The following is a 24,717-nucleotide window of genomic DNA, read 5'->3' as shown; positions in this document are numbered from 1 at the left end:
CTTATGCACTATACTGAAATTATGGTTCGCTATGGCGAACTTTCCACGAAAGGGAAAAACCGTAAAGACTTTATCCGCCAATTAGGGAGAAATGTCCGAGCTGTTCTTCACCGGTTCCCGAGAGTAGAGGTTAAAGCACAACGGGACCGATTGCACGTTGCCTTGAATGGCGAAGATGATCAGAAGGTTATTTCAATACTTCAAGGCGTCTTTGGTATTGAGACGCTCTATCCGTCAATTCGAGTAGAGAAGGATATGGCTGTTGTAAAACAAACGGCATTGCAAATGGCCAAAGAACAGTATCATACCGGCGAAACGTTTAAGATCAATACCCGCCGGCAGGACAAACATTTTGAATATCATACGAATCAAATCAATAATATATTGGGAGACTATGTTTTGGAAAACATTGACGGGATTTCGGTTGATGTTAAGCATCCTGATATTGCGATTCGAGTTGAAGTTCGGATGAATGGTGTTTTCCTGTCTTCCGAAACGATTCATGGCGCCGGCGGCCTTCCGGTTGGAACTGGTGGTCGGGCAACAATGATGCTCTCTGGTGGGATTGATTCGCCGGTTGCGACTTATTTGGCAATGAAGCGGGGCGTTAAAATCGACATGATTCATTTTTACAGTCCGCCTTATACCAGTGAGCAAGCTTTAAACAAGGCTAAGCAGCTGACGTCAGTTTTGGCAAAATATTCGGGAAACATTCAATTTATTCAAGTCCCGTTTACTGAAATTCAGGAGACTATCAAAGAAAAGGTCCCCGAAGGTTATTTAATGACGATTCAACGGCGAATGATGCTGAGAATTGCGGCTGAAATCACCAAAAATCGGCATTGCACCGGTGTGTTTACTGGTGAAGCTTTGGGACAGGTGGCTTCGCAGACGCTTGAAAGTATGTTGGCAATTAACGATGTAACCAATATGCCGGTCTTACGGCCGTTGGTCTCAATGGATAAAACCGAGATCATTAAAATTTCCAAGCAAATCGGGACTTATGATCTTTCAATTATGCCGTTTGAAGATTGCTGCACGATTTTTACACCACCGGCACCAAAAACCAAACCAAACTTACAGCGTTCACGGGAATTTGAAAATTACATTGACGTTGCCGATCTTATGAAAAAGGCAATCGAACATATTCAAATTACAGATATCAAGCCTGGTGAAGAATTTATGAACCAAGATGCGGACGTTTTTGCAGAATTACTTTAAATTCGTCTGACTACTTGCTTAAAATACCGGAATGGGCTACATTATTTGTAAGCTTAAACTTACTCAATACACACCAAGGGAGTGTTTGTATGCAAGTCACAATCAATGGCAAAGATGAAAAATTGTTTGGTAATCCGCCGGAAGTTGGTGAACAGCTTCCAAAGTTTAAATTAGAAGACGCACAGGGCAATAAGGTTAAAACTGCCGATATTATTGGTCGGGTAACACTGATCTCAAGTGTTCCGGACATTGATACACCGGTTTGTTCCATTGAAACCCGTAAATTCAATCAGCAGGCCGATAAGTATCCGGATGCCCGTTTTTTAACGATTTCAAACAATACGCTCGAGCAGCAAAAAGATTGGTGTGCGGCTCAGGGGGTTCGTAATTTGCAATTGCTATCGGATGAGAGTTTATCGTTTGGCTATGCAATGAAATTGTATATGCCAAATTTCGGCGCACTGGCCAGAACCATTTTTATTGTAGATAAGACCGGAAAAATTGTTTATCGGCAAATTGTTCCTGAAATTACGGATGAACCGGATTATCAGGATGCATTATCTGCTTTGGAAAAATTGGCAAAGCGTGTTGACGATTAGCTGATTGTTGAGTAAGATTAGTATTAAATTAAAGTTAAAGCATTGATCAAGAGAGTAGTCGATTAGGACGTTTCAGAAAGAGAATTGTTAATGGAAGATTCTTACGTCTTAATAAGATGAAAGTAGCTTGTGAGCTGATCGTTCGATAGAAATTGAGAGCGAGCCGGTACTATCTGACCGTTATCAGGATACTGAGTGGGGGTTAAATACCCAATTTAGGTGGTACCGCGAAAACACTTCGTCCTAATAGTTATAATAATTAGGACGAAGTGTTTTATTTTTTTACATAAATCGAAGGGAGAATTGGCATGGCAGAAAAAGACGTGAAATCGACAGAAAGCACTGAAATGTCGACAAAATATGATCCAACCGCTGTTGAAAACGGCAGGTATAATGAGTGGCTTCAAGAAGGGGTATTCAGACCCAGTGGTGACAAGAAGGCAAAACCATTTTCAATTGTTTTACCGCCGCCAAATGTTACTGGAAAGCTTCATCTAGGGCATGCGTGGGATACGACGCTCCAGGATATGATTATCCGCAAGAAACGAATGGAAGGCTACGATACGCTCTGGCTGCCTGGAATGGATCATGCCGGAATTGCTACTCAGGCTAAGGTGGAAGCTAAACTTCGCGAACAGGGAATTTCCCGGTATGACTTAGGTCGGGAAAAATTCGTTCAAAAAGTTTGGGAATGGAAAGATACGTTTGCTGCTACCATTAAGCAGCAGTGGGCCAAACTCGGTTTGTCACTGGATTATGAGCGCGAACGATTCACTTTGGATAAAGGATTATCGAAAGCGGTTCGCCGAGTATTCGTTGATTTATATAACAAAGGTTTGATCTATCGGGGCGAGTACATCATTAATTGGGATCCCCAGGCACGAACAGCGCTTTCCGATATTGAAGTTATTCATAAGGATGATAAGGGTGCCTTTTACCACGTTAAGTATCCGTTTACGGACGGTACCAAATTTAACGGTAAGGACTATATTGAAATTGCGACTACCCGGCCGGAAACAATGATGGGTGATACAGCCGTTGCTGTTAATCCCGGTGATGACCGTTATAAAGAAATTGTCGGCAAAAAAGTTTTGGTGCCGCTGGTTAATCGTGAGGTACCAATTATTGCGGATCAATATGTTGATCCAGAAGAGGGAACTGGAATGGTGAAGATTACGCCGGCCCATGATCCAAATGACTTTAAGGTGGGTAATCGTCACAACCTCGAACGAATCAACACGATGAATCCGGATGCTTCAATGAACGAGAAAGCCGGCAAGTATCAGGGGATGGATCGTTTTGAAGCTCGAAAAGCAATGGTAAAGGATCTTCAGGACCAAGGTTATATGCTGAATATCGAACCGATTGTCCACTCGGTTGGTCATTCGGAAAGAACCGGTGTCCAAGTAGAAGCTCGTTTATCAACCCAGTGGTTTGTTAAGATGAAGCCACTGGCAGAACAAGCTGTTCAAAATCAAAGTACGGATGATAAAGTTAGCTTCTTCCCGCCGCGGTTTGAAGAAACCTTTACGCAGTGGATGGATAACGTTCATGATTGGGTTATTTCCCGACAACTTTGGTGGGGCCATCAAATTCCGGCTTGGTATAACAAAGAAACCGGTGAAACTTATGTTGGTATGGAAGCACCAAAGGATGCTGAAAACTGGGAGCAGGATCCGGATGTTTTGGATACTTGGTTCTCATCAGCACTTTGGCCGTTTTCAACAATGGGCTGGCCGGACGATACTGAAGACATGAAACGTTACTTCCCAACGGATACGTTGGTTACCGGATATGATATTATTTTCTTCTGGGTTTCCCGAATGATTTTCCAGAGTTTGGAATTTACTCACCGACGACCGTTTAAGGATGTTTTGCTTCACGGCCTTATTCGTGATTCACAGGGTCGGAAAATGTCGAAATCATTGGGTAACGGCATTGATCCAATGGATGTCATTGACAAGTACGGTGCTGATGCATTGAGATGGTTCTTATCAGTAGGCGGCACACCAGGTCAAGATCTTAAATTTAGTTATGACAAGATGGATTCAGCTTGGAACTTTATTAATAAGATTTGGAATGCCAGTCGGTACGTTATCATGAATTTAGATGGCGTTACAAAGCCGGAATTACCGGATCAATCTGAATGGCAGCTTTCTGATAAATGGATTTTGAGCCGGTTAAACACGACCATTTCTGAAGTGTCCGATCTTTTTGATAAATATAATTTTGGTGAGGCAGATCGCAAACTTTATGATTTCATTTGGAATGATTTTTGTGATTGGTATATCGAAATGAGTAAGGAAGCCTTGACAGGGTCGGATGAGAATCTGAAACAAAATACGCAGCATATTTTAGCATATGTGTTGGATAAGACACTTCGGTTACTCCAGCCGATTATGCCATTCGTTACTGAGTATATTTGGCAGAAAATGCCACATGAGGGCCAATCGCTGGTAACGGCTGCTTATCCAACGGCTGACAGTCAATTTGATAATCCAACTGCGGAACACGAGATGCAGTCGTTGATTGATTTGATTAAAGCAGTTAGAAACATTCGAAACGAGGCTAACGCGCCATTATCTTCGCCGATTGATTTATTGGTTCAAACTGAGAATCCAACACTTAAGCAGATCTTTGAAACTAATCGCGACTATATCGATCGTTTCTGTCATACGCAGGAATTGACGATTGGTGATCAGGTAGATGCACCCAAATTGTCGATGTCGGCAGTTATTACCGATGCCACGATTTATGTACCGTTGGCTGAATTAGTTGATTTAAATGACGAAAAGAAGCGGGTTCAAAAGGATGTTGCCAAGTTTACTTCGGAAGTAACCCGATCAACGAAAAAACTTGCCAATAGTAGGTTTGTTGAAAATGCGCCGGAAGCCGTTGTTAATGAAGAACGGGAAAAGCAAGCCGACTATCAATCCAAATTGGATGCTGCTAAGGAACGGTTACAGCAAATCAGTAATGAGTTATAAAACAAATTAGATTGAGATGAAAAGTTGAGGGGACCAGGGCAGTAACAATGTTGCTCATGGTTCCCTCGTTTTGTGAGGAGCAGACAAATTTATGATTGAAGCATATGATCAGGCAGTGGCTTTTATTCACGGTAGAACAAAGTTTAAAAAAATTCCAACTCTTAAAAGAATGCGGCGCTTTCTTGACGAACTCGGTGCGCCGGATAAGCGTGTTAAAGCAATCCACATTGCCGGGACTAATGGCAAAGGCTCGACACTGGCTTTTCTAAGAAACATGCTGCAACAGGATGGCATTAAAGTGGGAAGCTTTACGTCGCCTTTTTTAATTAAATTCAATGAGCGAATCAGCGTTAACGGGGTGCCAATTTCGGATAAGGATATTTTGCGGCTGGTTCAAACCGTCTATCCGATCGTGAAAAAATTGGATTTGGAACTTCCCGAGGGTGGGCCCACAGAGTTTGAGATCATTACGGCAATGATGTTTCGTTACTTTGCTGAAGGACATGCGGATCTTGTTCTCATTGAAGTCGGATTGGGTGGCTTGTTGGACTCAACCAACGTGGTGGTTCCCGAATTATCGGTTATTACGACAATTGGTTGGGATCACATGCACATTTTAGGTGATACACTGCCTAAGATTGCCTATCAAAAAGCGGGGATTATTAAACCGAACATACCGGTAGTGGTCGGTAAAATTCCCGAGGCCCCATTGAATGTTATTAAGCACGTAGCATCAGAGAAGAAGAGTCCTATTGCTATTCTTGGAAAAGACTTTACAGTTGAAAATGATGAAATCCGTAACTGGCAGCAATCGTTTACGTTTAAATCAAACGCGGTTTCACTAGCCGGTTTAAAAACGCAATTGTTGGGGGAATACCAAATCGATAACGCAGCCCTTGCTATTCAGGCTTACATTACGTATTGTCGAATAAATGAGCAGCCGATAATTGAAGCCCGAATTCGGCAGGGAATTTCGCAGACAAAATGGGCCGGCCGATTTGAAAAAATTAGTAATTCTCCTACAATTGTTATTGATGGCGCCCATAATATTTCCGCGGTGGACGAAATCGTAACACTCTTGAAATCGAATTTTGCGGGCGGCCGGGTTTACGTTTTAATGGGGATTCTTGCCGACAAACAGGCGGACAAAATGGTCGAAAAAATGGCGGCCGTAAAGAATGTTTCCGTTACGTTAACCAGTTTTAATGGCCCGGGGAAACGAACTGCCGCTGATCCAAGGTTACTTGAACAGCAGGTGGATGAACAAGAGAAAAAGCAAACCGTAACGGCTGTTATTGATGATTGGCAAACAGCTGTGAACCAAATCAAGCAAAGATTAACGGTGAATGATATGTTACTGATTACAGGGTCATTGTATTTTATTTCGGATGTTCGCAGGTACCTGCTTGCAGATAAACACTAAATTTCAAATAATATCTTAAATCATTCTTTCATTCCCGTGATTTGGTTCATTTTTACGTCCGTTATGATATACTTATTTCGTTAAACAATAATTAATTTATAAAATAACACCAAAAATCGAATTAACATGATAAAGCAATGAAGGGATGGATAACGTGTTCGGACTTGGGGAAAAAAACATAGGAATTGACCTTGGAACAGCTAACACAATTGTTTACGTTGAAGGAAAGGGAATTGTTCTTCGTGAACCGTCAGTTGTTGCCAAGAGTACAAAAAATGGTGATGTTATTGCCGTTGGAGAAGAAGCCCGTGCCATGATTGGTAGGACCCCTGCCAGTATTAATGCTGTCAGACCAATGAAAGATGGTGTCATTGCTGACTACGATACAACCGTTGCGATGATGAAGTATTTTATTCAAAAGGCGCTGGGACATTCATCTGGCAAACCGTACGTTATGGTTTGCGTTCCGACCGGCATTACCGCTGTTGAGAAACGTGCTGTTATTGATGCAACCCGAGTTGCCGGTGCCCGCGATGCATATGTCATCGAGGAGCCGTTTGCGGCTGCAATTGGTGCCGGTTTACCCGTAATGGATCCAACAGGTAGTATGGTTGTTGATATTGGTGGCGGTACCACTGATGTTGCAACAATTTCTTTGGGCGGGATTGTTTCAAGTCGTTCAGTACGGATGGCTGGAGACAAGCTCAATGAGTCAATTGCGCAATATGTTCGTCAAAAATATAATTTATTAATTGGTGAACGGACGGCTGAACAGCTAAAAATTGACATCGGTTCCGCTTCACCCAAAGCTGCCAAGGAAATTGAAGCCGTTCCTGTCAGGGGACGGGATCTGGTCACTGGTTTACCAACAACGGTGCAGGTTACTGGTTCGGATGTTAATGAGGCAATTAATGAATCTGTTACAGAGATCATTGCCACCATTAAAGAAACATTGGAAGAAACGTCTCCAGAAATTGCTGCTGATGTGATTGATCACGGGATTGTTTTAACCGGTGGCGGTGCATTGCTGCGAAATATCACTGATGTAATTGCCGAAGCAACGCAGGTACCGGTTTCAATCGCATCTGATCCTCTTGACTGCGTTGCAATTGGGACAGGTGAATCACTAAAAAGTATCAATGTTATGAAGAAGAAGCAGTAAGCAATAAACAATAAACAGTTTTTACCCGGGTGATGGCAAAACCGTCTCCAGGGTGATTTATGAAACGGATGGAGGCAATTATGCAAAAATTTTTCTCCAGTCGAAAACTTGTCATTGTTATTGTGTGTTTGATCATTAGTTTTGGCTTGATGTCGGTTTCAGTTGCTTTTAGAAATAATCGAAATACACCACCATTGGTTCAACAATTTGGAAATGACATTGTCGGCTTTGCTGATCGGGTTGTTGCAGTCCCAATGAATGGGATTCATCATGGCTTTACGTCGATTAATAACCTTTTGAACACGTATCAGGAAAATCAGAAGCTCAAGTCAAAAGTTGATCAACTTGCACAAACACAGGTTAAGGATCAAGTTTTAGAGAGAGAAAACAAACAACTCAAACGTCAGCTTAATGTTGGAAATACACTGACAGGTTACGAAAAAATTAATGCAGCCGTGATTACTCGAACACCCTCATCATGGGCCAGCCAGGTGATTATCAACAAAGGCCAAGCTGCCGGTGTGAAAAAAATATGCCGGTTATTGCCGGTCCTGGCTTGATTGGTACCGTTGCTGAAGTTAATAAAACAAATAGTAAAGTTGTTTTGATTTCAAACACTGCAGAAAACTCTAACCGGTTTGCCATTCAAATTATTGGCGAAGACTCAAAAGTGGTTAATGGCATTATTACATCATATGATTCCCAAAATAATCGAATTGTGATGGGAAATATTACGTCCAAAGCCAAACTTTCCAAGGGTGATCGGGTGACAACCAGTGGCTTGGGCGGTGTGATTCCAAAAGGAATATATGTCGGAACTGTTTCCAAGATTGCCGAAGATGACTACGGACTGGCGAAAAAAGTTTATATTAAACCGGCAGCCAACTTAAACGATATTGAAGTCGTTTCGGTTGCTGTTCGCGATTGATTGGGGGTCGTTTAAATGAGACGAAGAATGCCAATCGCGATTATTTTTGCCGTTGGTCAATTCATAGCATTCTTTTTAGACGGTTCAATTAGCCAAATATTATCGGGAACTTTATATAAGTATCCCAATTCACTGGTTCCGGCATTGACATTGCTATGGTTGGTATTAGCGGTTTTCTTTGGTAATAATAAGAAGTTACATTTGGGGATATGGGCTGCTGTGATCGGCTTTATTTTTGATATGTACTATACGGGCTTATTAGGGGTATATGTATTTATTTTTCCGCTCGTGATTTATATTTGCCGAACTGTTTACCAAATGTTACCGCCGAATTTTATGAGCGGCTTTTTGGTTTATTTTTTGGGGATCACAGTCTGGACAAGTCTTGGATTTATGGCAAATGCGTTCATCGGGCAAACTTCAGCTTCCGTTGCACAATTCCTGGTTAACACATTGGCACCAACGCTTGCAATCAATCTCGTGTTTATGGCGCTGGCCTATTTCCCAGTGGATTCGTTATATCGAAGCCACAGACGGTAAAAAGGGGAGAGTAGTATATGCAGGATGCAGCTGTTTTAAAAGGTACAAATGATGGATATGAAATTATCTTGGATGATGAAGCGGATTTGAACGATGTATTTGCAGCTTTAAGAAAACTGCTTAAAAAGCTTGAAACTCAAACAGCAACCGGTTCGTCCCAACCGATTGCTTTTGATATTCAAACCGGCCTTCGATTATGGTCGGCGGATAACCGTTCGGAGATCGAAAAAATCTTTTCTAAATTTCAACTTTTTTCGGTTCATAAAATTATTTCGGATGTGATCACAAAAGAAGAATCGGCTCGAATTTTAGAACAGGAAAGTGTTCATATTTTGGATCGCGTTATTCGAAATGGTCAGATTATTCACATCCAAGGGGATGTTTTGTTTTTAGGAAAGATCCATGAAGGCGGTAAGCTTATTGTGGGTGGTAATGTTTACGTTCTTGGCGATGTTCATGGTGTCATTCAAGCAGGCTATCCTGACTTGGAGGACAAAATGATCATCGGGGATGTACATAACGCTCAGCAGGTTCGAATTGGCGAGCAACATGAAATCCTAGATGACACCAACCAAAAGATTACTGAAAATACGGTGGTATACGTAAATGATTTACATGTCTTGGACTATGGAAAAGTTGAAGATCTTAAACAAATTAACCCAAAGTTCTTTAATCAGATAGGAGGAGTCATTAATGGGTAAAGCATATGTAATCACTTCGGGAAAAGGTGGAGTTGGTAAGACGACTTCTTCTGCCAATATCGGAACTGCTTTGGCAATGCTCGGTAAAAAAGTTTGTTTAATGGATTTGGATATTGGCTTAAGAAACTTGGACGTTGTTCTGGGATTGGATAACCGAATTATGTATGACATTGTGGATGTTGCTTCCGGTCGGGCCAGCCTTGGCCAGGCACTGGTTAAGGATAAGCGGTTTGATGATTTGCTCTACCTGTTACCGGCTGCCCAGAACACTGATAAAACAGCACTTACACAAGATCAAGTGGTTCAAATCGTAAATGAAATCAAACCGGATTTCGACTATGTTTTGATTGATTGTCCAGCCGGGATTGAACAAGGTTTCATGAATGCAATTGCCGGTGCTGATTGTGCTATTATTGTCACCACCCCTGAGATTTCTGCCGTTCGAGATGCTGATCGGGTAGTGGGACTGCTTGAACAGCATCCTTTGAAAGAAGAGCCACACCTAATCATTAACCGTATTCGTACGCACATGATGAAGGATGGGTCTGTGATGGATGTTGATGAAATAACGCATCACTTGGGAGTCGCGTTATTGGGGATTATTTTTGATGATGATGCTGTTATTACGACGTCCAATCAGGGAGAGCCGGTGGTTTTGCAGGCAGATGATCCAGCTGGTCAGGGATATCGGGATATTGCCCGTCGGCTGGAAGGCGAATCAGTGCCTTTGATGCAAATGAAAGATGAGGTTCACCCTTCGTTTTGGAAGAAAATCGGTAATTGGTTTAAAAAAGGTTAATTAATGGCTTGACGGATAGCCGTTTTGCGATTATGATTGTTAGCATAAATTAAAGAGCGTTAAAGACGAGGATCAGAACAGCGGGTCATTGGGTCATTTTAAATTACAGAAAGTCCACGGTGATGGAAAGTGGGCATTTGAGTGGTTTGCGACACATCTGGGAGTCATTTTTCTGAACAGAGTAGGAAAAAGCGGTGAGCACGTTATTGCTGAAGTTTAGTTTTCTAAACTCGTTGAGGCTTTTTGCATGAGCAAAAAGTAAAACTGAGGTGGAACCGCGATTAATAATCGTCCTCTTAAGTCTGTTGAGACTTAAGAGGCTTTTTTATTGCGATGGAAAATTAAACTTCCTGAGACAGTGAATGTGAATTTACTGTGAAATGAGGTGGCACCACGAAAACGATCGTCCTCTTGAGCTGTTTAACTCAAGGGGCTTTTTTATGGAGGGATTTATATGATTCAATATATTGAGCAGATTTTACCAGCATTACTTTCAGGGACCAAGATGACGTTATCAATTTTCTTTTGGACATTAATTTGTTCGATTCCCTTAGGTGCCATTCTGGCGCTGGGACTGGTTAGCAATTTTAAGCCGTTGGTTTGGGTTTTAAATGTATATGATTGGTTAATGCGGGGAACGCCACTACTGTTACAATTGATTTTTGTTTTCTATGGACTGCCGGTGATTGGGATTATTTTCGAACGTTATGACGCTGCTTTATTTGCCTTTATTTTAAATTATACCGCCTACTTTGCTGAAATTTTCAGAGGTGGGTTCCAGTCGGTACCGCGCGGTCAGTTTGAAAGCGCCCGAGTCTTGAGACTATCCTATGGTCAAACTATTCGGAAAATTATTATTCCCCAGGTGTTTAAAATTGTTCTGCCATCTATCGGCAATGAAGTCATCAATCTGGTTAAGGATTCTTCGTTGGTGTACGTAATTGGGCTGGGCGACTTGCTTCGAGCAGGAAACGTTGCGACTGCTCGGGACGTGACGCTATTACCACTGGTATTAGTGGGAATTATCTATCTGGCCTTAACAGCGATTTGTACGGTGGTGTTAAAAGTCATTGAAAAACGTTCAAGCGTTTGGCGATAGGGGGAATTAAAATGTTGGAGATTAAAAATCTTACCAAAAAATTTGGTAGTAAAATCGTTATTAATAACCTTTCAATGACGGTTAAAGACAATGAAATAATGGCAATCGTTGGTCCCTCGGGGGCGGGGAAGACGACGTTATTGAGATGTATTACCGGTCTTGAACGGGTCAATAGCGGTGCTTTTTATTGGGATGGCAAACAATTTGACCCGGCCAACCCAGGCAAGGAAGACACCATTATCGGTGTTGTCTTTCAAGACTACCAACTCTTCCCAAATTTGACGGTTATGGGAAATATTACGTTGGCACCAACGATGGTTAAAAAGGAACCTAAGCAACAGGTTATACAAGATGCCAAAGAGCTGCTGAAAAGACTTGGCCTACAGGGGAAGGAAGACCTATACCCATACCAGCTGTCCGGCGGCCAAAAGCAACGGGTGGCAATTGTCCGGGCTTTAGCGATGAATCCGAAAATTTTGTGTTACGATGAGCCGACTTCTGCTTTGGATCCAGCGTTACGGGATGAAGTGGCACAGATTATTTTAGATTTGAAAAAACAGGAAATGACTCAAATTGTGGTTACTCATGATATGGATTTTGCTAAAAATGTGGCAGACGAGATTAAACGGGTGGAACAAATTCAATAGGAGGGAAGGATTAACATGCCAAAATTTTTAAAACGATGTTTGTTTGTTATCGTAACCCTTCTGCTCATGATCGGCCTGTCAGGTTGTCGCTTTGAATCCAGACATAAATTGGAAACCAACCCGGATACGTGGTCCATTGTTTCAAAACAGAAAAAAATTGTTATTGGCTTGGATGACAGTTTTGTTCCCATGGGTTTTGAAACCAAAAGCGGCCGGATTGTCGGTTATGATGTTGATTTAGCCAAAGCCGTTTTTAAAGAATATGGCATTAAAGTTGATTTTCAGCCAATTGACTGGTCGATGAATGTAACGGAGCTGCGAAACGGGACTATCGATTTAATTTGGAATGGTTTTTCGATTAATCCCCAGCGTCAAAAGAAAGTAACGTTTAGCAAGCCTTATTTGGTTAATAAACAGGTTTTGATTTCTAAAAAGAAAAACCGGATAAACAGTTTTGCGGATATGAAAAATAAGGTTGCTGGTGTTCAAGCGGGTTCAGCCGGCGCAATGGATATTGACTCCCAGCCCAAGCTGTTGAAAGATCGAATTAAAAATCATACGCCGATTCTCTATGATTCGTTCACCGAGGCCTTCATTGATTTAAATTCCAATCGAATTCAGGGGCTGCTAATTGACAGCATTTATGCCGGTTATTATATTGGACATCAAAAAAACCGTGAGAGCTATCAAAGTATTTCGAGTCAATTTCCAAAGGAGTACTATGGCGTTGGCATGCGAAAAGGCGATACGGAACTGAAACAAAAAATTGATGCGGGACTTGATCGGCTTGCTAAAAACGGTCAGTTGGCAAAGATCAATCAAAAATGGTTTGGGACCAATGCCTACAGTCCGCTAATGAAGCGGTAACAGAAAATAAAAGTTTTGTAGAGTTTGGATGAATTGTTTAATTTGTTCAAACTCTTTTTATCAGCTGTTGAGATTTTAGCAATTTTCTATTATGATGAAAATTGTGACTAATTGAGGAGGAAATCGATTGAATATTCAGATTGCAAAGGGTGTCAATTTAAATGTGATTCAAACTGAACAGTTTAAAAATAATACAATCATGTTTAATTTTAGTGTGCCATCTCGGCACGAAAATTTTTCCAAATTAGCATTATTGGCCGATTTATTGGAAAATGCTGCTGATGCGTATCCAGGTGAAATGTTGGTGTCACGGAAACTTTCCGAAATGTATGGCGCCGGTTATGGTGTTACAGTTTTGCGTTACGGCGAGCAGCATACTTTAAGAATCCGTCTGACATTTCCTAATAATCGTTATTTACCCAACCAAGCTGACTTATTGGAGCAGGGCCTTGCGTTTTTAAGAGAAATGATTGAACGGCCTTTCATTAGGGGAAATCAGTTTGAGCCCCGTTATTTTAAGATCCACCAAAAAAATTTGGCTCGGTATATACAAGGGATTCCAGATAACCGGGAGTTTTTCTCGGTACTGCAGCTTCAGAAATTGTATTATGCAAACAATTTGGACGAGGGAACCTATCTTTTAGGTGATGTGGCTGGCATGCAACAGCTTCATGGCGATGACTTATATCATTTTTACCAGAATTTTCTGCGTCAGGCTCGGATTACAATTGTTGCTGCTGGTCGAATTAACGCAGAGCAGGTCGTTTCACAATTAAACCGGTTCTCTATTTTTAACGATCGGGATTATTCGGCACTGCGTTTATTTATTGAACCTCAATTACCAAATAACCCCCGTGAAGGAAAGGATACTTTCCCGGGTTCACAGTCGTTATTAAATCTTGCGTATCGGCTGCCGGTTTACTATGGCAGTTCTGAATACTTTGCGGCTAATGTTTTCAATCAACTTTTTGGTGCTTCAACCAGATCTTTGTTATTTACAAATATCCGTGAAAAATCAAGCTTGGCATACGACATTCACAGTAATTACAATTCACTTGCGGGAATGTTGAGTATTCAGGCAGGCATTAATGCGCAAAATTTGGTGCAGGTCATGCATATGATTAATACGCAAATTGAAGCTGCCAAGAGTGGTGCGTTTTCAGATGAATTACTTGCCGGCGTCAAAAAATCAATGATTAATCAACATCGGGCACAATCTGATTATCTGAACACTTTGGCTGAGAGGCAGTATGTGCGGCAAACTTCTCATGTTAATTATCAGCCCGCACAGTGGGAAGCATCGGTTAACGCTGTAACCAAAATGAAAATTGCTGAAATTGCTGATCAACTTCATTATGAAGCACGGTATGTTCTTCAAAGCCAGGAGGAAAATAATGAAAACAATTGACTACGCAGCGTTTAATGAACAACTCTTTGTTGAGAAATTGGCGAATGGGCTAACAGTTTATGTTCAACCTAAAAGCGGGTTTCAAAAAGCGATTGCCACTTTGGGGGTAAACTACGGATCAATCGATACGCAATTTACCGTCGACGGCAAATTGTTTGAACAGCCGGCGGGTATCGCACATTTTATAGAACATAAAATGTTTGATAAAAAGGATTATGATGTTTTCGAATTATTTAATCGAACAGGCGCTGCCGCAAATGCCTACACAAGTTTTACCAAAACTAATTATTTATTTTCGACAACCGAAGATTTAAAGGCCAATTTGGATATTTTGCTTGATTTTGTTCAAATTCCTTATTTTACAAAAGAAAAAGTTGAGCGGGAAAAGGGAATTATCGATCAGGAAATCAATATGTATTTAAATGATCCTGATAATCGACTTTATTTTCAGACAATTCATGATTTGTATCCAAATTCTCCTTTAGCGGAAGACATTGCCGGGACGGTTGCCAGTGTTGACCAAATTACACTGCCGGATATCGAGCAGGCTTATCAGTTGTTTTATCGACCTGAAAATATGACGCTGTTTATCACGGGAAAAGTGGTTCCGGAGCAGGCAATCGCTTGGGTCAAGGAGAACCAGCAGCAGAAATCGTTTCCGAAGGGGCCTACCGCTAAACGGATGTTGCGTTTGCCACCGATTGATCATAATGATATTCACTTTCATCAAATGGCAATTTCTCGTCCCAAAGCTGCGATTGGTATTCGGGGTAATGATGTGTGCCCCCATGGTCGCGATGGGCTGGCTTACGAGATTGCAATTTCGCTGGTCATGGATCTATTCTTTAGTGAGACGGCTGAAGATTATACTCGACTTTACCAGGAAGGGGTTCTTGATGACTCTTTTTCTTGGGAATTTGAAAATGAGCGGGGATTTCACTTTGCCTTACTAAGTGGTGATACTAATCAACCGGAAGAATTTATTAATCAAATTTTAACAATTATGCATCAGATTCCGGAAAGGCTACCGGAAATGCACTCGGCGTTTGCGCTTCAGAAAAAGGAATTACTGGGGAATTACATTGAAATGATGGACTCTGAAGAAGCAATTAGCGGCCAATTTGATGGGTTTACTGAGGCACCTTCAACTATTTATGATGAAGTAGCCGTCCTAAATTCATTAACTTTGCAGCAGGCTTTGGCTTTTGTAACTGATTATTTAGAAACTGCGTCTATTCAGCCGGAAATAATTCAGGAAAACCGGTAACTTATACTTTCTTTAAAATAACCGGGTCCTTTCGTATGATATACTGAAATTGGATGATTAATTAACTTTAATGGAGAAATGGTTATGAACGACGAAAAAGATAATTTAACAATTGGAAAAAAGCTTCATGATGCTCGGGTCGCAAAGGGTTATACATTAGATGACCTGCAAAAAAATACAAAGATTCAAAAGCGGTATTTAATTGCGATTGAGGATAACGATTTTGATTCGCTGCCGGGAGAATTTTACGTTCGGGCATTCGTTAAACAGTATGCGGACTCTGTCGGTTTGAACGGCAGTGAGCTGTTGGCGCAATTTGACAATAAATTGCCCGATACTGAAGATCCCGAGTATGTAAACCGGGTTAACAGTGACAATCCTAAGACGCGATCCGCACAGCGTCAGGTTGACCAACGAAATGAAAAGATCAGAAAATATATTCCGGTTATTTCAGTTTCCGTGGTTGTTTTAGTGATTTTAATTGCAATCTGGGTGGCTGCTGCTCACAGCACGCGTGATACTTCTAAAACTCAAATTGAAACCAGTAAAGTTTCAGTATCCAGTGATAAAAAAGCCAAGTCTTCCGCCAGTTCCAGTTCGAAACCGGCCAAGTCCACTAAAAAGAAAACCGCTTCAAAGAAATTAACATTTAAGAAGTTGACTGAATCCGGCAGTAACGTTACGTATCAGGTAACCGGTGCTTCAAGCAAGCCAAAGATTAAAATTGCTACCACGGGGTCAGGCAGTGCTTGGACTTCCGTAAGTGCAAATGGTTCAACTCTTTGGCAGGGTTCTCAAGCCGGTGGTAAATCACATACTGTCATGTTACCAAGCAACGTTTCAACTGCAACAATCAACACTGGCAATGCGCCGCAAACGGCGATTTATGTTGCCGGTAAACGCCTTAAGCTTTCTGATCCGAGTGACGGCAGTTCAAATCAAGTACGGGTTATTACCCTCCAATTTGGTAAGTCAGCCACAGCCAGTTCAACAACCGGCACGACTTCCAGCAGCACAACGGGAACTGGCAATACAACCGGAACAACGACCGGGTCCACACAGTCGTCATCAACAACCGGCACGACAACCGGCACTGATACGGGGACGACGACCGGTTCAACAACTGGGACGACAGGTTCTTATTAATTGGTGTTGGCTGGAGGCATTTTGATGAATTTACCTAATAAATTAACAATATTTCGAATTATCTTAATTCCGTTTTTTATTTTAATTTTGGCACTGCCGATATTTTCCGGCAGTACTGTAGTTGCCGGTACGGCGGTCAGCTATACGCGGTGGGCTGCAACAATTATTTTTATTGTGGCTTCGCTGACTGATTTTTTGGATGGCCAAATTGCCCGCCGACAGCACTTGGTAACCAATTTTGGCAAATTTGCTGATCCAATGGCGGATAAGATGCTGGTCATGACAGCATTTATCTTTTTAGTGCAGTTGAAGGAAGCACCGGCATGGGTGATTGTCATTATTGTTTGTCGAGAGCTGGCGGTAACCGGATTAAGGTTGATCGTTGTGGAAAATGACGGGAAAGTGGTTGCAGCTGCCTGGCCGGGAAAAATTAAAACCACCACTCAGATGTTGGCAATTATCTTTTTATTATTAAACAACATCTTTTTTGCGGCGATTAATTTTCCTTTTGCCCAGCTGATGTTATATATCTGCTTATTCTTTACGATTTACTCTGGTATTGACTACTTTGTTCAAAACAGAGATGTTTTTTCAGATTCTTTTTAAATCATAACTTGTCTGGACCGGGCGATTCATTTTATATCCCCGGTTTTTGTATTCTTTTGAGTTATTCTTTAAAATATTAGTAGGTTGTTTTCGTATTTAATTCTTGAAAGGGGAAGTTTATAAGTGACACTGGAGCAGAAATTAGTTGACCAGTTGCTAAAAAAGCATCTCACAATCACGGCGGCTGAGAGTTTAACCGCGGGGATGTTTCAGAGTACATTGGGAAATGTCGCCGGCGTTTCAGCCGTTTTTGAGGGTGGCTTTGTGACGTATTCTGACCGGGTTAAAGAGCAACTGTTACAGGTCCCGCATGATGTAATTGCTGAAAACAGCGTTGTCAGTGAGCCGACAGCAATTTGGATGGCTGATCAGGCAAGGCAGATAATGAAGAAAGATTTGGCAGTCTCCTTTACTGGCGTGGCCGGACCTGATGCACTTGAAGGTAACCCGGTTGGGACTGTTTGGATCGGAATTGCGCATGGGACTCAAATCAGTTATGCCAAGAAATTTCAGTTTGCGGGCGAGCGAAATCAAATTCGAAAAGCGGCAGTTGAAGCTGGTTTGAAATTAGCATTAGAAGAAGTTAAAAATTAACTTTGAATTTTGAACTTTCGTTCGTTTTGAATTGCATTTTTATTGCTTTTTCGATCGAACGTTTGTATAGTAATGTAAGTGTTTATTTCAGTTTGGAAAAGAGGGAGGACTTTTATGGCTGATCAAAGAAAAGTAGCTTTGGATAAGGCACTTAAAGATATTGAAAAAGAATTCGGTAAGGGCTCCATTATGCGAATGGGTGACAAAGCCGATACGCAAATTTCAACAATTCCGACCGGCTCGCTGGCACTGGATGAAGCGCTGGGAGTAGGCGGTTATCCTCGTGGCAGAATCGTTGAAATATATGGGCCGGAAAGTTCCGGGAAAACCACCGTTGCACTTCATGCGGTTGCAGAAGTTCAGAAACGTGGTGGGACAGCCGCTTATATTGATGCGGAAAACGCATTGGATCCGGTTTATGCGACCCATTTAGGTGTTAATATTGACGACTTGTTACTGTCACAGCCTGATACGGGTGAACAGGGACTTCAAATTACCGACGCACTGGTAACGAGTGGGGCAATTGACATTGTCGTCATTGATTCGGTTGCGGCATTGGTTCCCCGGGCAGAAATTGAGGGGGAAATGGGCGACGCGCACGTTGGCCTTCAAGCTCGACTGATGTCTCAGGCGCTCAGAAAGTTATCTGGAACGATTAGTAAAACCAAGACTATCGCGATTTTTATTAATCAAATCCGTGAAAAAGTTGGCGTCATGTTCGGCAGCCGGAAACGACTCCGGGTGGTCGTGCGTTGAAATTCTATTCGACAATTCGGCTTGAGATTCGGCGAGCTGAACAAATTAAAACCGGGACTAATATCGTTGGTAACCGGGTTCGAATCAAAGTTGTTAAAAATAAGGTTGCACCGCCATTTAAGCGTGCTGAAGTAGATATCATGTATGGTAAGGGAATCTCTCAGTCCGGTGAGCTGGTTGATATGGCGGTTGATAAAGATATTATTGACAAGTCCGGTTCATGGTATTCCTATGGTGAAGAGCGAATTGGCCAAGGCCGTGAAAATGCCAAGACTTATTTGGAAGAACACCAAGACATGTACCAGGAAGTGATGAAAAAAGTTCGGGATGCTTACGGTATTCCGGATGATGCAGATGATAAAAAAGTCTGATAATGAAAAAAGTACCGGTAAAAAGGCGACGGCTAAAAAGACGGATAAGCCCAAGAAAACATCAGCTGACGAAGCAAAATCGGTTGATAATATCGATTTAAATATTGGCAAATAAAATATCAAACAATTTTTTGAGATTAATAAATTCTGATTGAAAAATGAGAATTGTTGGTCTCTTTTTTTTAACCATTACTGATAATACAGGCGTTATTAAGAAGTAAATGATTGCGTTAAAGTTGATTTCTAATTTAATTTTTGGCTGTTTTTTTAATTGCTATATACAATTAATTGCGGCAATGCAATAAGATGATTGACACTGCCCGTAACAAACATTAAAATTAAGGTTGTGTCAATAATCAAATAACATCTTATAATTGGTTTAGAAAATAATCATTTTTATGATGATTTGGAGGTGAAGCCATGAGTATGGCTCAAATAATCCTCGCAATCATCGCTATTATTGTTGTCGGTTTTGTTGGTTTTTTAAGCTTTCTAATCGGGAAGTCTGCACAGAAAAAGATCCAGGAAACAAAGCTTGAAGGTGCAAAGGGTTCCGCAAAATCAATTTTGGCTGAAGCAAAGAAAAAGGCTGAAACGGTTGTTAAGGAAGCCACGTTATCTGCGCAAGAAAAGAATCATCGTTACCGTTCAAAGATTGAAAAGGAATTAAAACAACGGCGAGCGGAGATTCAAAAGCAGGAGGATCGGCTGTTGCAACGAGAGGAAGCTCTTGATCGAAAGGACAGTACTTTCGAGCGACGTGAAAATAGTTTGAATCGCAAAGAGCAAAAGATTAATCGTGAACAACAGAATCTAGTTACACAACAAGAAAAAGCAAACTCACTTATTGAAGCACGTCAGGCGGAAGTTCAAAGAGTTGCGGGACTTACTCAAGAAGAAGCCCGTAACGAAATTTTAAGGGAAACCAGTGATCAACTGGCGGAAGAAAAAGCCAAAATGGTTAAGGAAAGTTATTATCAGGCTCAAGCAGAGGCTGATAAGAATGCTAAAGAATTAATTGTTGAAGCTATTCAGCAGAGTTCTGCCGATGTTGTTTCTGAAACGACCGTTTCCGTTGTTAATCTGCCCAGTGAAGATATGAAAGGGCGTATTATTGGTCGTGAAGGTCGAAATATTCGAACATTTGAAACCTTAACAGGAATTGATCTAATTATTGATGATACTCCTGAAGCGGTTGTTTTGAGTGGGTTTGATCCAATCCGTCGTGAAATCGCCAAGATGACGTTGGAAAAGTTGATCAAGGATGGCCGCATTCATCCAGCTCGAATTGAAGAGATGGTTGAAAAGAGTCGTAAAGACCTTGATGAGCGGATTCAAGAGATTGGTGAAGAAACCTTATTCGACCTTGGCATTCATTCAATGAGCCTGAAATGATCAAAATGGTTGGCAGAATGAACTTTAAAATTTATCAGGGTCAGAACTTATTGGCACACGCAACGGAAGTTGCCAAACTGGCCGGTGCTTTTGCTTCAGAGTTAGGTGAGGATGTTACTTTAGCTAAACGCGCGGGATTATTACACGATATCGGAAAAGCTGTTAATAACAGTGTTGTTCAAGGCTCGCATGTGCAAGTTGGTGTTGATTTAGCCAAAAAGTATCACGAGAGCCCAGTCGTAATTGACACAATTCAAGGCTATGAGAATGAACATCAGCCGAAATACATTATTTCGGAACTGGTGGCAGTTGCTGAAAAGATTGCAATTTCTCGTCCTGGTGCCCACAGTGAGTCTCTCGAAAGCTTTGTTCACCGTTTGGATAACCTTGAAAAAATTACGGATAGTTTTGAAGATGTACAGAAGAGTTACGCAATTCAAGCCGGAAGAGAAATCCGTGTAATTGCAAAACCCGATAACATTACTGACACGCAGGCGATCGTGCTTGCTAGAAGGATTAAACAAAAGATTGAAGCTGAAATGAAGTATCCTGGTCACATTAAGGTTACGGTGATTAGAGAAGTTCGTTCAGTTGAATACGCAAAGTAAAAGATCAGGTTATCTGGTCTTTTTTCTTTTATAATAGATGATGTTAAAATTATTTAAATACAAATATTAGAAAGTGTAGGAAAGTTTGATGCGAGTTCTTTTTATTGGAGATGTAGTGGGGGATAAAGGTGTCTCAATGATTAGCCGTTATTTGCCCAAGCTTAAGCAGGAAATAAAACCGCAAGTAACAATTGTGAATGGTGAAAATGCAACTTCGTTTGGCCGCGGGATTAGCCGAAGCATTTATAAACAATTAATGAGTGATGGGGTTGATGTGGTAACATTAGGGAATCACGCTTGGAGCAATAATGAGATTTTGGACTTTATTGATGATACCAATCGCTTGATTCGGCCCTACAATTTCCCCCAAAATGTCACACCTGGCAAAGGCTATACGCTGATTAACGTGAACGGGAAGCAATTGGCCGTCCTAAATTTCCAAGGGCGGGTTTTTATGGATAATTTGGACGACCCATTTTCATTGGCTGATGCGTTGGTTGACCAGCTTCAAGCAACCACCAATTGTATCTTTATGGATTTTCACGCTGAAGCCACGAGTGAAAAGTTGGCAATCGCAAGATATTTGGATGGTCGGGTTTCAGCGGTGGTCGGGACACATACGCATGTTCAAACAAATGATGCCCGAATTCTACCGAAAAGAACGGCCTTTTTGACAGATGCCGGTATGACCGGCCCGGCTGATGGGATGTTGGGAATGAAACCGGATAATGTGATTGGTAGATTTTTAAATCAGCGACCGGCAAGATTTCAAGTGTTGGAAACTGGCCGGGGGATCCTTTCAGGCTGTGTTGTTGACATTGACGATAAAACCGGACACGCGACAGCTATCAAAACAATCCTTTATACGGATGACCAGGTAATGGGCTAGTAATGCTTTTATATAACAAGTAGCAGCAAAAATATTATAGAATGATGTTTATTTGCGATCTTTGAGGAGCGTTGGAATTGACAAAAACAAAAACAACACCAATGATGGTGCAGTATCAAAAAATTAAAGATCAGTATCCCGATGCATTTTTGTTTTATCGATTGGGTGATTTTTATGAATTGTTCAACGATGATGCGATTAAAGGGTCTCAACTATTGGAATTAACATTGACTAATCGGTCTCGAAACGCGGAGAACCCAGTGCCAATGTGTGGTGTGCCTCACAAAGCGGCTCAAAATTATATCGATATTTTGGTTGACCAGGGTTATAAGGTTGCTATCTGTGAGCAGATGGAGGATCCTCGGTTAACCAAGGGAATGGTAAAGCGGGCTGTCATTCAGCTGGTAACCCCGGGAACGCAAATCGATGTCGGGACGCAAAATGCGAAAAGCAATAATTATTTAACGGCATTGGTTTATGACACCGATCACCAAACATTTGGCTTTTCTTACGCAGATTTATCAACGGGAGAGCTTAAAACAGCCAAGTTGGACAATCAGGCCGAATTGGTTAACGAGCTGGTTTCATTGCAAACCAAAGAAACGGTGATCGACAGCGACGTTCCCAATACAATTCAGGAAACTATTCAAAAACTGGGAATTTTAATTTCCCACCAGGAACTGCTTCCTGTAAATGCCTCCGTCAGCTACCTCAGTCAAGACGTCGACAGTGGGCCGCTGAAGCGAGTTGTAAAGTTACTGTTGGATTATATTCAGACGACTCAAAAACGCAGCCTGCAGCATCTGAAGCGGGCTGTTGTCTACGAGCCGTCGGACTTTCTGGAGTTGGATCACAATTCCCAGTATAATCTGGAATTAACCCGAAATATTCGAACCGGAAAAAAGAGCGGCACCTTACTTTGGCTGCTTGATAAAACCAAAACAGCCATGGGAGGCCGAAAGCTCAAGCAGTGGATTGAACGGCCGTTGGTAAACCGTTCCAAAATTACGGCGCGACACGATGCGGTTGGTGTGCTGCTTGACCATTATTATGAGCGCAGCCAGCTTCAGGACGAGTTGATTAAAGTTTACGATTTGGAACGTCTGGCCGGTCGAATTGCTTTTGGCAGTGTAAACGGTCGGGATTTGATCCAACTGAAAACGTCATTGCAGCAAGTACCGAAAATCAAATATATTCTTGAGCAAATTGCAGACGATAGCTTTAAAGAGATTCTTCAAGATCTGATTCCCCTGGATGATATCGTGGATGAAATTCAAGACGCCATTGTTGATCAACCACCAATTTCAGTTACCGATGGTGGGGTTATCAAAGACGGGTTCAATGCCCAGCTTGATAAATATCGGGATGCTTCGAATAATGGTCAAAAGTGGCTTGCTGAATTGGAAGCTAAGGAACGCCAGGTTACCGGCATTAATAACTTGAAGGTTGGTTTCAATCACGTTTTCGGTTATTATATCGAAGTAACCAAGGTGAATTTAGATAAAATACCGGAAAATCGCTATCAGCGTAAACAGACTTTAGCCAATGCCGAAAGATTTTCAACGCCGGAACTGAAGGAAAAAGAAGCCTTGATTCTCGAAGCTCAGGAGCAGAGTAAGACACTTGAATATAAACTCTTTGTTCAAATTCGCGAGCATATCAAGAAGTCAATTAAGCGGATTCAGGCACTGGCTGATTCAATTGCCTCACTGGACGTCCTCCAAAGCTTTGCAAGTATTAGCGAAGAGTATCGGTTTGTCCGGCCAACCCTGACAAATGATCACCAAGTTAAAGTCATTGAAGGTCGTCATCCGGTTGTTGAAAAGGTGTTGGGACATCAGCAGTATGTGCCAAATGACGTTGACATGGGCCAAGCGACAAGTGTCCTGTTGATTACGGGACCCAACATGTCGGGAAAAAGTACCTACATGCGTCAAATGGCACTGTGTGTCATTATGAATCAAATGGGGTGCTTTGTGCCCGCCAAGAAAGCCGAATTACCGGTTTTTGATAAGATTTTCACGCGGATTGGGGCCGCTGATGACCTGATTTCCGGTCAAAGTACGTTTATGGTTGAAATGAAAGAAGCAAATGATGCAATTGAAAATGCGACACCCAACAGTCTGATTTTATTTGATGAAATCGGCAGAGGGACGGCAACTTACGATGGTATGGCACTTGCCCAGGCAATTATTGAATATGTGCATAATAACATTGGAGCCAAAACGTTGTTTTCTACTCACTACCATGAACTTACCGGTTTGGATGAGACGCTTAAACATCTTCAAAATGTTCACGTTGGAGCAACCGAATCAAACGGCGAGCTGGTCTTTCTGCATAAGATTCAACCGGGGCCGGCAGATAAGTCTTACGGGATTCACGTGGCCAAATTGGCCGGATTACCGAACGGCTTGCTGAAACGGGCCGATCACATTTTGGCCGGGCTGGAAAAGAAGGCTGAAGGATCAGGGAGCGGTGATCACGCGAGTCAGGCAATTTCCGGGCAACCGCAATTAAAGCACAGCCGAAAGAAAGCCGCGGGTGAAGAGGAACAAATCTCCCTCTTTCCGTTGGAACAGGTTGACGATAATCAAGCGGAGGTTGTGTCACAATTAAAAAACCTTGACCTGATGTCGAAAACGCCCATGCAGATTATGAACCAAGTTTATAAATGGCAGCAAAAGATTAACAGAGAATAAGGTGG

Annotated in this window: 18 protein-coding genes, 3 pseudogenes and 1 other annotated feature; all 21 genes and pseudogenes read left to right on the top strand. The window is 41.8% G+C overall.

The features are described 5' to 3' along the window. The first annotated feature begins 3 nt into the window (after positions 1-3). The 21 genes and pseudogenes from thiI (at position 4) to mutS (ending at position 24,712) form a co-directional block, all read left to right on the top strand. Complete coding sequence (gene thiI / locus JCM14108_RS00490) at positions 4-1,221, top strand: tRNA uracil 4-sulfurtransferase ThiI (protein WP_035177315.1); 1,218 nt, start codon at positions 4-6, stop codon at positions 1,219-1,221. 89 nt (positions 1,222-1,310) lie between these two features. After that, positions 1,311-1,820, top strand: coding sequence for a thiol peroxidase (gene tpx, locus JCM14108_RS00485; RefSeq protein WP_035177313.1), 510 nt, complete (start codon positions 1,311-1,313; stop codon positions 1,818-1,820). A 33-nt stretch (positions 1,821-1,853) separates the two neighbouring features. Continuing rightward, positions 1,854-2,069, top strand: a binding site (T-box leader). Positions 2,070-2,128: 59 nt separating this feature from the next. Further along, complete coding sequence (locus tag JCM14108_RS00480; protein ID WP_035177310.1) at positions 2,129-4,807, top strand: valine--tRNA ligase; 2,679 nt, start codon at positions 2,129-2,131, stop codon at positions 4,805-4,807. A 91-nt stretch (positions 4,808-4,898) separates the two neighbouring features. Then, positions 4,899-6,230 carry a bifunctional folylpolyglutamate synthase/dihydrofolate synthase gene (locus JCM14108_RS00475; RefSeq protein WP_035177306.1) on the top strand — a complete coding sequence of 444 codons (1,332 nt, stop codon included), beginning with the start codon at positions 4,899-4,901 and terminating at the stop codon, positions 6,228-6,230. Positions 6,231-6,384: 154 nt separating this feature from the next. Continuing rightward, positions 6,385-7,392, top strand: a complete 1,008-nt coding sequence (locus JCM14108_RS00470) for a rod shape-determining protein (protein WP_272944501.1) — start codon at positions 6,385-6,387, stop codon at positions 7,390-7,392. Positions 7,393-7,472: 80 nt separating this feature from the next. Beyond that, positions 7,473-8,320: pseudogene (gene mreC, locus JCM14108_RS00465) on the top strand (rod shape-determining protein MreC). 15 nt (positions 8,321-8,335) lie between these two features. Next, positions 8,336-8,860 (top strand): rod shape-determining protein MreD, encoded by a 525-nt coding sequence (gene mreD / locus JCM14108_RS00460; protein ID WP_035177300.1) that lies wholly within the window; start codon positions 8,336-8,338, stop codon positions 8,858-8,860. 17 nt (positions 8,861-8,877) lie between these two features. Continuing rightward, positions 8,878-9,561 carry a septum site-determining protein MinC gene (locus tag JCM14108_RS00455; RefSeq protein ID WP_035177297.1) on the top strand — a complete coding sequence of 228 codons (684 nt, stop codon included), beginning with the start codon at positions 8,878-8,880 and terminating at the stop codon, positions 9,559-9,561. After that, a complete protein-coding gene (minD, locus tag JCM14108_RS00450; RefSeq protein WP_035177294.1) occupies positions 9,554-10,360 on the top strand; it encodes a septum site-determining protein MinD in 807 nt (268 codons plus the stop codon). The genes JCM14108_RS00455 and minD overlap by 8 nt, the downstream gene beginning before the upstream one ends. A 454-nt stretch (positions 10,361-10,814) precedes the next feature. Continuing rightward, complete coding sequence (locus JCM14108_RS00445; RefSeq protein ID WP_035177290.1) at positions 10,815-11,459, top strand: amino acid ABC transporter permease; 645 nt, start codon at positions 10,815-10,817, stop codon at positions 11,457-11,459. Positions 11,460-11,470: 11 nt separating this feature from the next. Next, positions 11,471-12,106 carry an amino acid ABC transporter ATP-binding protein gene (locus JCM14108_RS00440; protein WP_035177288.1) on the top strand — a complete coding sequence of 212 codons (636 nt, stop codon included), beginning with the start codon at positions 11,471-11,473 and terminating at the stop codon, positions 12,104-12,106. A gap of 15 nt (positions 12,107-12,121) precedes the next feature. Continuing rightward, the gene (locus JCM14108_RS00435) at positions 12,122-12,973 is read left to right on the top strand and encodes an amino acid ABC transporter substrate-binding protein (protein ID WP_035177286.1); all 852 of its coding nucleotides are present in this window, start codon (positions 12,122-12,124) and stop codon (positions 12,971-12,973) included. Positions 12,974-13,100: 127 nt separating this feature from the next. Beyond that, on the top strand, positions 13,101-14,381 hold the full coding sequence (gene yfmF, locus JCM14108_RS00430; RefSeq protein WP_035177282.1) for an EF-P 5-aminopentanol modification-associated protein YfmF: 1,281 nt from the start codon (positions 13,101-13,103) through the stop codon (positions 14,379-14,381). Beyond that, complete coding sequence (gene yfmH / locus JCM14108_RS00425) at positions 14,368-15,648, top strand: EF-P 5-aminopentanol modification-associated protein YfmH (RefSeq protein ID WP_035177279.1); 1,281 nt, start codon at positions 14,368-14,370, stop codon at positions 15,646-15,648. Before yfmF ends, yfmH begins: the two co-directional genes overlap by 14 nt. A gap of 84 nt (positions 15,649-15,732) precedes the next feature. Next, on the top strand, positions 15,733-16,794 hold the full coding sequence (locus JCM14108_RS00420) for a helix-turn-helix domain-containing protein (protein ID WP_035177276.1): 1,062 nt from the start codon (positions 15,733-15,735) through the stop codon (positions 16,792-16,794). A gap of 24 nt (positions 16,795-16,818) precedes the next feature. Continuing rightward, entirely contained in the window at positions 16,819-17,400 is a 582-nt protein-coding gene (gene pgsA, locus JCM14108_RS00415) for a CDP-diacylglycerol--glycerol-3-phosphate 3-phosphatidyltransferase (RefSeq protein WP_035177273.1), read from the top strand. A gap of 123 nt (positions 17,401-17,523) precedes the next feature. Continuing rightward, positions 17,524-17,994, top strand: a complete 471-nt coding sequence (locus tag JCM14108_RS00410) for a CinA family protein (protein WP_051995935.1) — start codon at positions 17,524-17,526, stop codon at positions 17,992-17,994. 114 nt (positions 17,995-18,108) lie between these two features. Beyond that, positions 18,109-19,236, top strand: a pseudogene (recA, locus tag JCM14108_RS00405) (recombinase RecA). 305 nt (positions 19,237-19,541) lie between these two features. After that, a pseudogene (rny, locus tag JCM14108_RS00400) lies at positions 19,542-21,124 on the top strand (ribonuclease Y). Positions 21,125-21,212: 88 nt separating this feature from the next. Further along, positions 21,213-22,013, top strand: a complete 801-nt coding sequence (locus JCM14108_RS00395; RefSeq protein WP_035177272.1) for a TIGR00282 family metallophosphoesterase — start codon at positions 21,213-21,215, stop codon at positions 22,011-22,013. Between the two features lie 77 nt (positions 22,014-22,090). Beyond that, a complete protein-coding gene (gene mutS, locus JCM14108_RS00390; RefSeq protein WP_081759820.1) occupies positions 22,091-24,712 on the top strand; it encodes a DNA mismatch repair protein MutS in 2,622 nt (873 codons plus the stop codon). Positions 24,713-24,717: the final 5 nt, after the last annotated feature.

The sequence above is a fragment of the Lentilactobacillus farraginis DSM 18382 = JCM 14108 genome (genome assembly GCF_000583655.1).
Classification (GTDB): Bacteria; Bacillota; Bacilli; order Lactobacillales; family Lactobacillaceae; genus Lentilactobacillus; species Lentilactobacillus farraginis.
This window is presented reverse-complemented; position numbering and strand designations above follow the sequence as displayed.

Excerpts from the sequence above, each read along its gene's own strand:
- thiI (WP_035177315.1), top strand. The coding sequence starts at position 4 with ATGCACTATACTGAAATTATGGTTCGCTATGGCGAACTTTCCACGAAA.
- tpx (WP_035177313.1), top strand. The coding sequence starts at position 1,311 with ATGCAAGTCACAATCAATGGCAAAGATGAAAAATTGTTTGGTAATCCG.
- JCM14108_RS00480 (WP_035177310.1), top strand. The coding sequence starts at position 2,129 with ATGGCAGAAAAAGACGTGAAATCGACAGAAAGCACTGAAATGTCGACA.
- JCM14108_RS00475 (WP_035177306.1), top strand. The coding sequence starts at position 4,899 with ATGATTGAAGCATATGATCAGGCAGTGGCTTTTATTCACGGTAGAACA.
- mreD (WP_035177300.1), top strand. The coding sequence starts at position 8,336 with ATGAGACGAAGAATGCCAATCGCGATTATTTTTGCCGTTGGTCAATTC.
- JCM14108_RS00455 (WP_035177297.1), top strand. The coding sequence starts at position 8,878 with ATGCAGGATGCAGCTGTTTTAAAAGGTACAAATGATGGATATGAAATT.
- minD (WP_035177294.1), top strand. The coding sequence starts at position 9,554 with ATGGGTAAAGCATATGTAATCACTTCGGGAAAAGGTGGAGTTGGTAAG.
- JCM14108_RS00445 (WP_035177290.1), top strand. The coding sequence starts at position 10,815 with ATGATTCAATATATTGAGCAGATTTTACCAGCATTACTTTCAGGGACC.
- JCM14108_RS00440 (WP_035177288.1), top strand. The coding sequence starts at position 11,471 with ATGTTGGAGATTAAAAATCTTACCAAAAAATTTGGTAGTAAAATCGTT.
- JCM14108_RS00435 (WP_035177286.1), top strand. The coding sequence starts at position 12,122 with ATGCCAAAATTTTTAAAACGATGTTTGTTTGTTATCGTAACCCTTCTG.
- yfmH (WP_035177279.1), top strand. The coding sequence starts at position 14,368 with ATGAAAACAATTGACTACGCAGCGTTTAATGAACAACTCTTTGTTGAG.
- JCM14108_RS00420 (WP_035177276.1), top strand. The coding sequence starts at position 15,733 with ATGAACGACGAAAAAGATAATTTAACAATTGGAAAAAAGCTTCATGAT.
- pgsA (WP_035177273.1), top strand. The coding sequence starts at position 16,819 with ATGAATTTACCTAATAAATTAACAATATTTCGAATTATCTTAATTCCG.
- JCM14108_RS00395 (WP_035177272.1), top strand. The coding sequence starts at position 21,213 with ATGCGAGTTCTTTTTATTGGAGATGTAGTGGGGGATAAAGGTGTCTCA.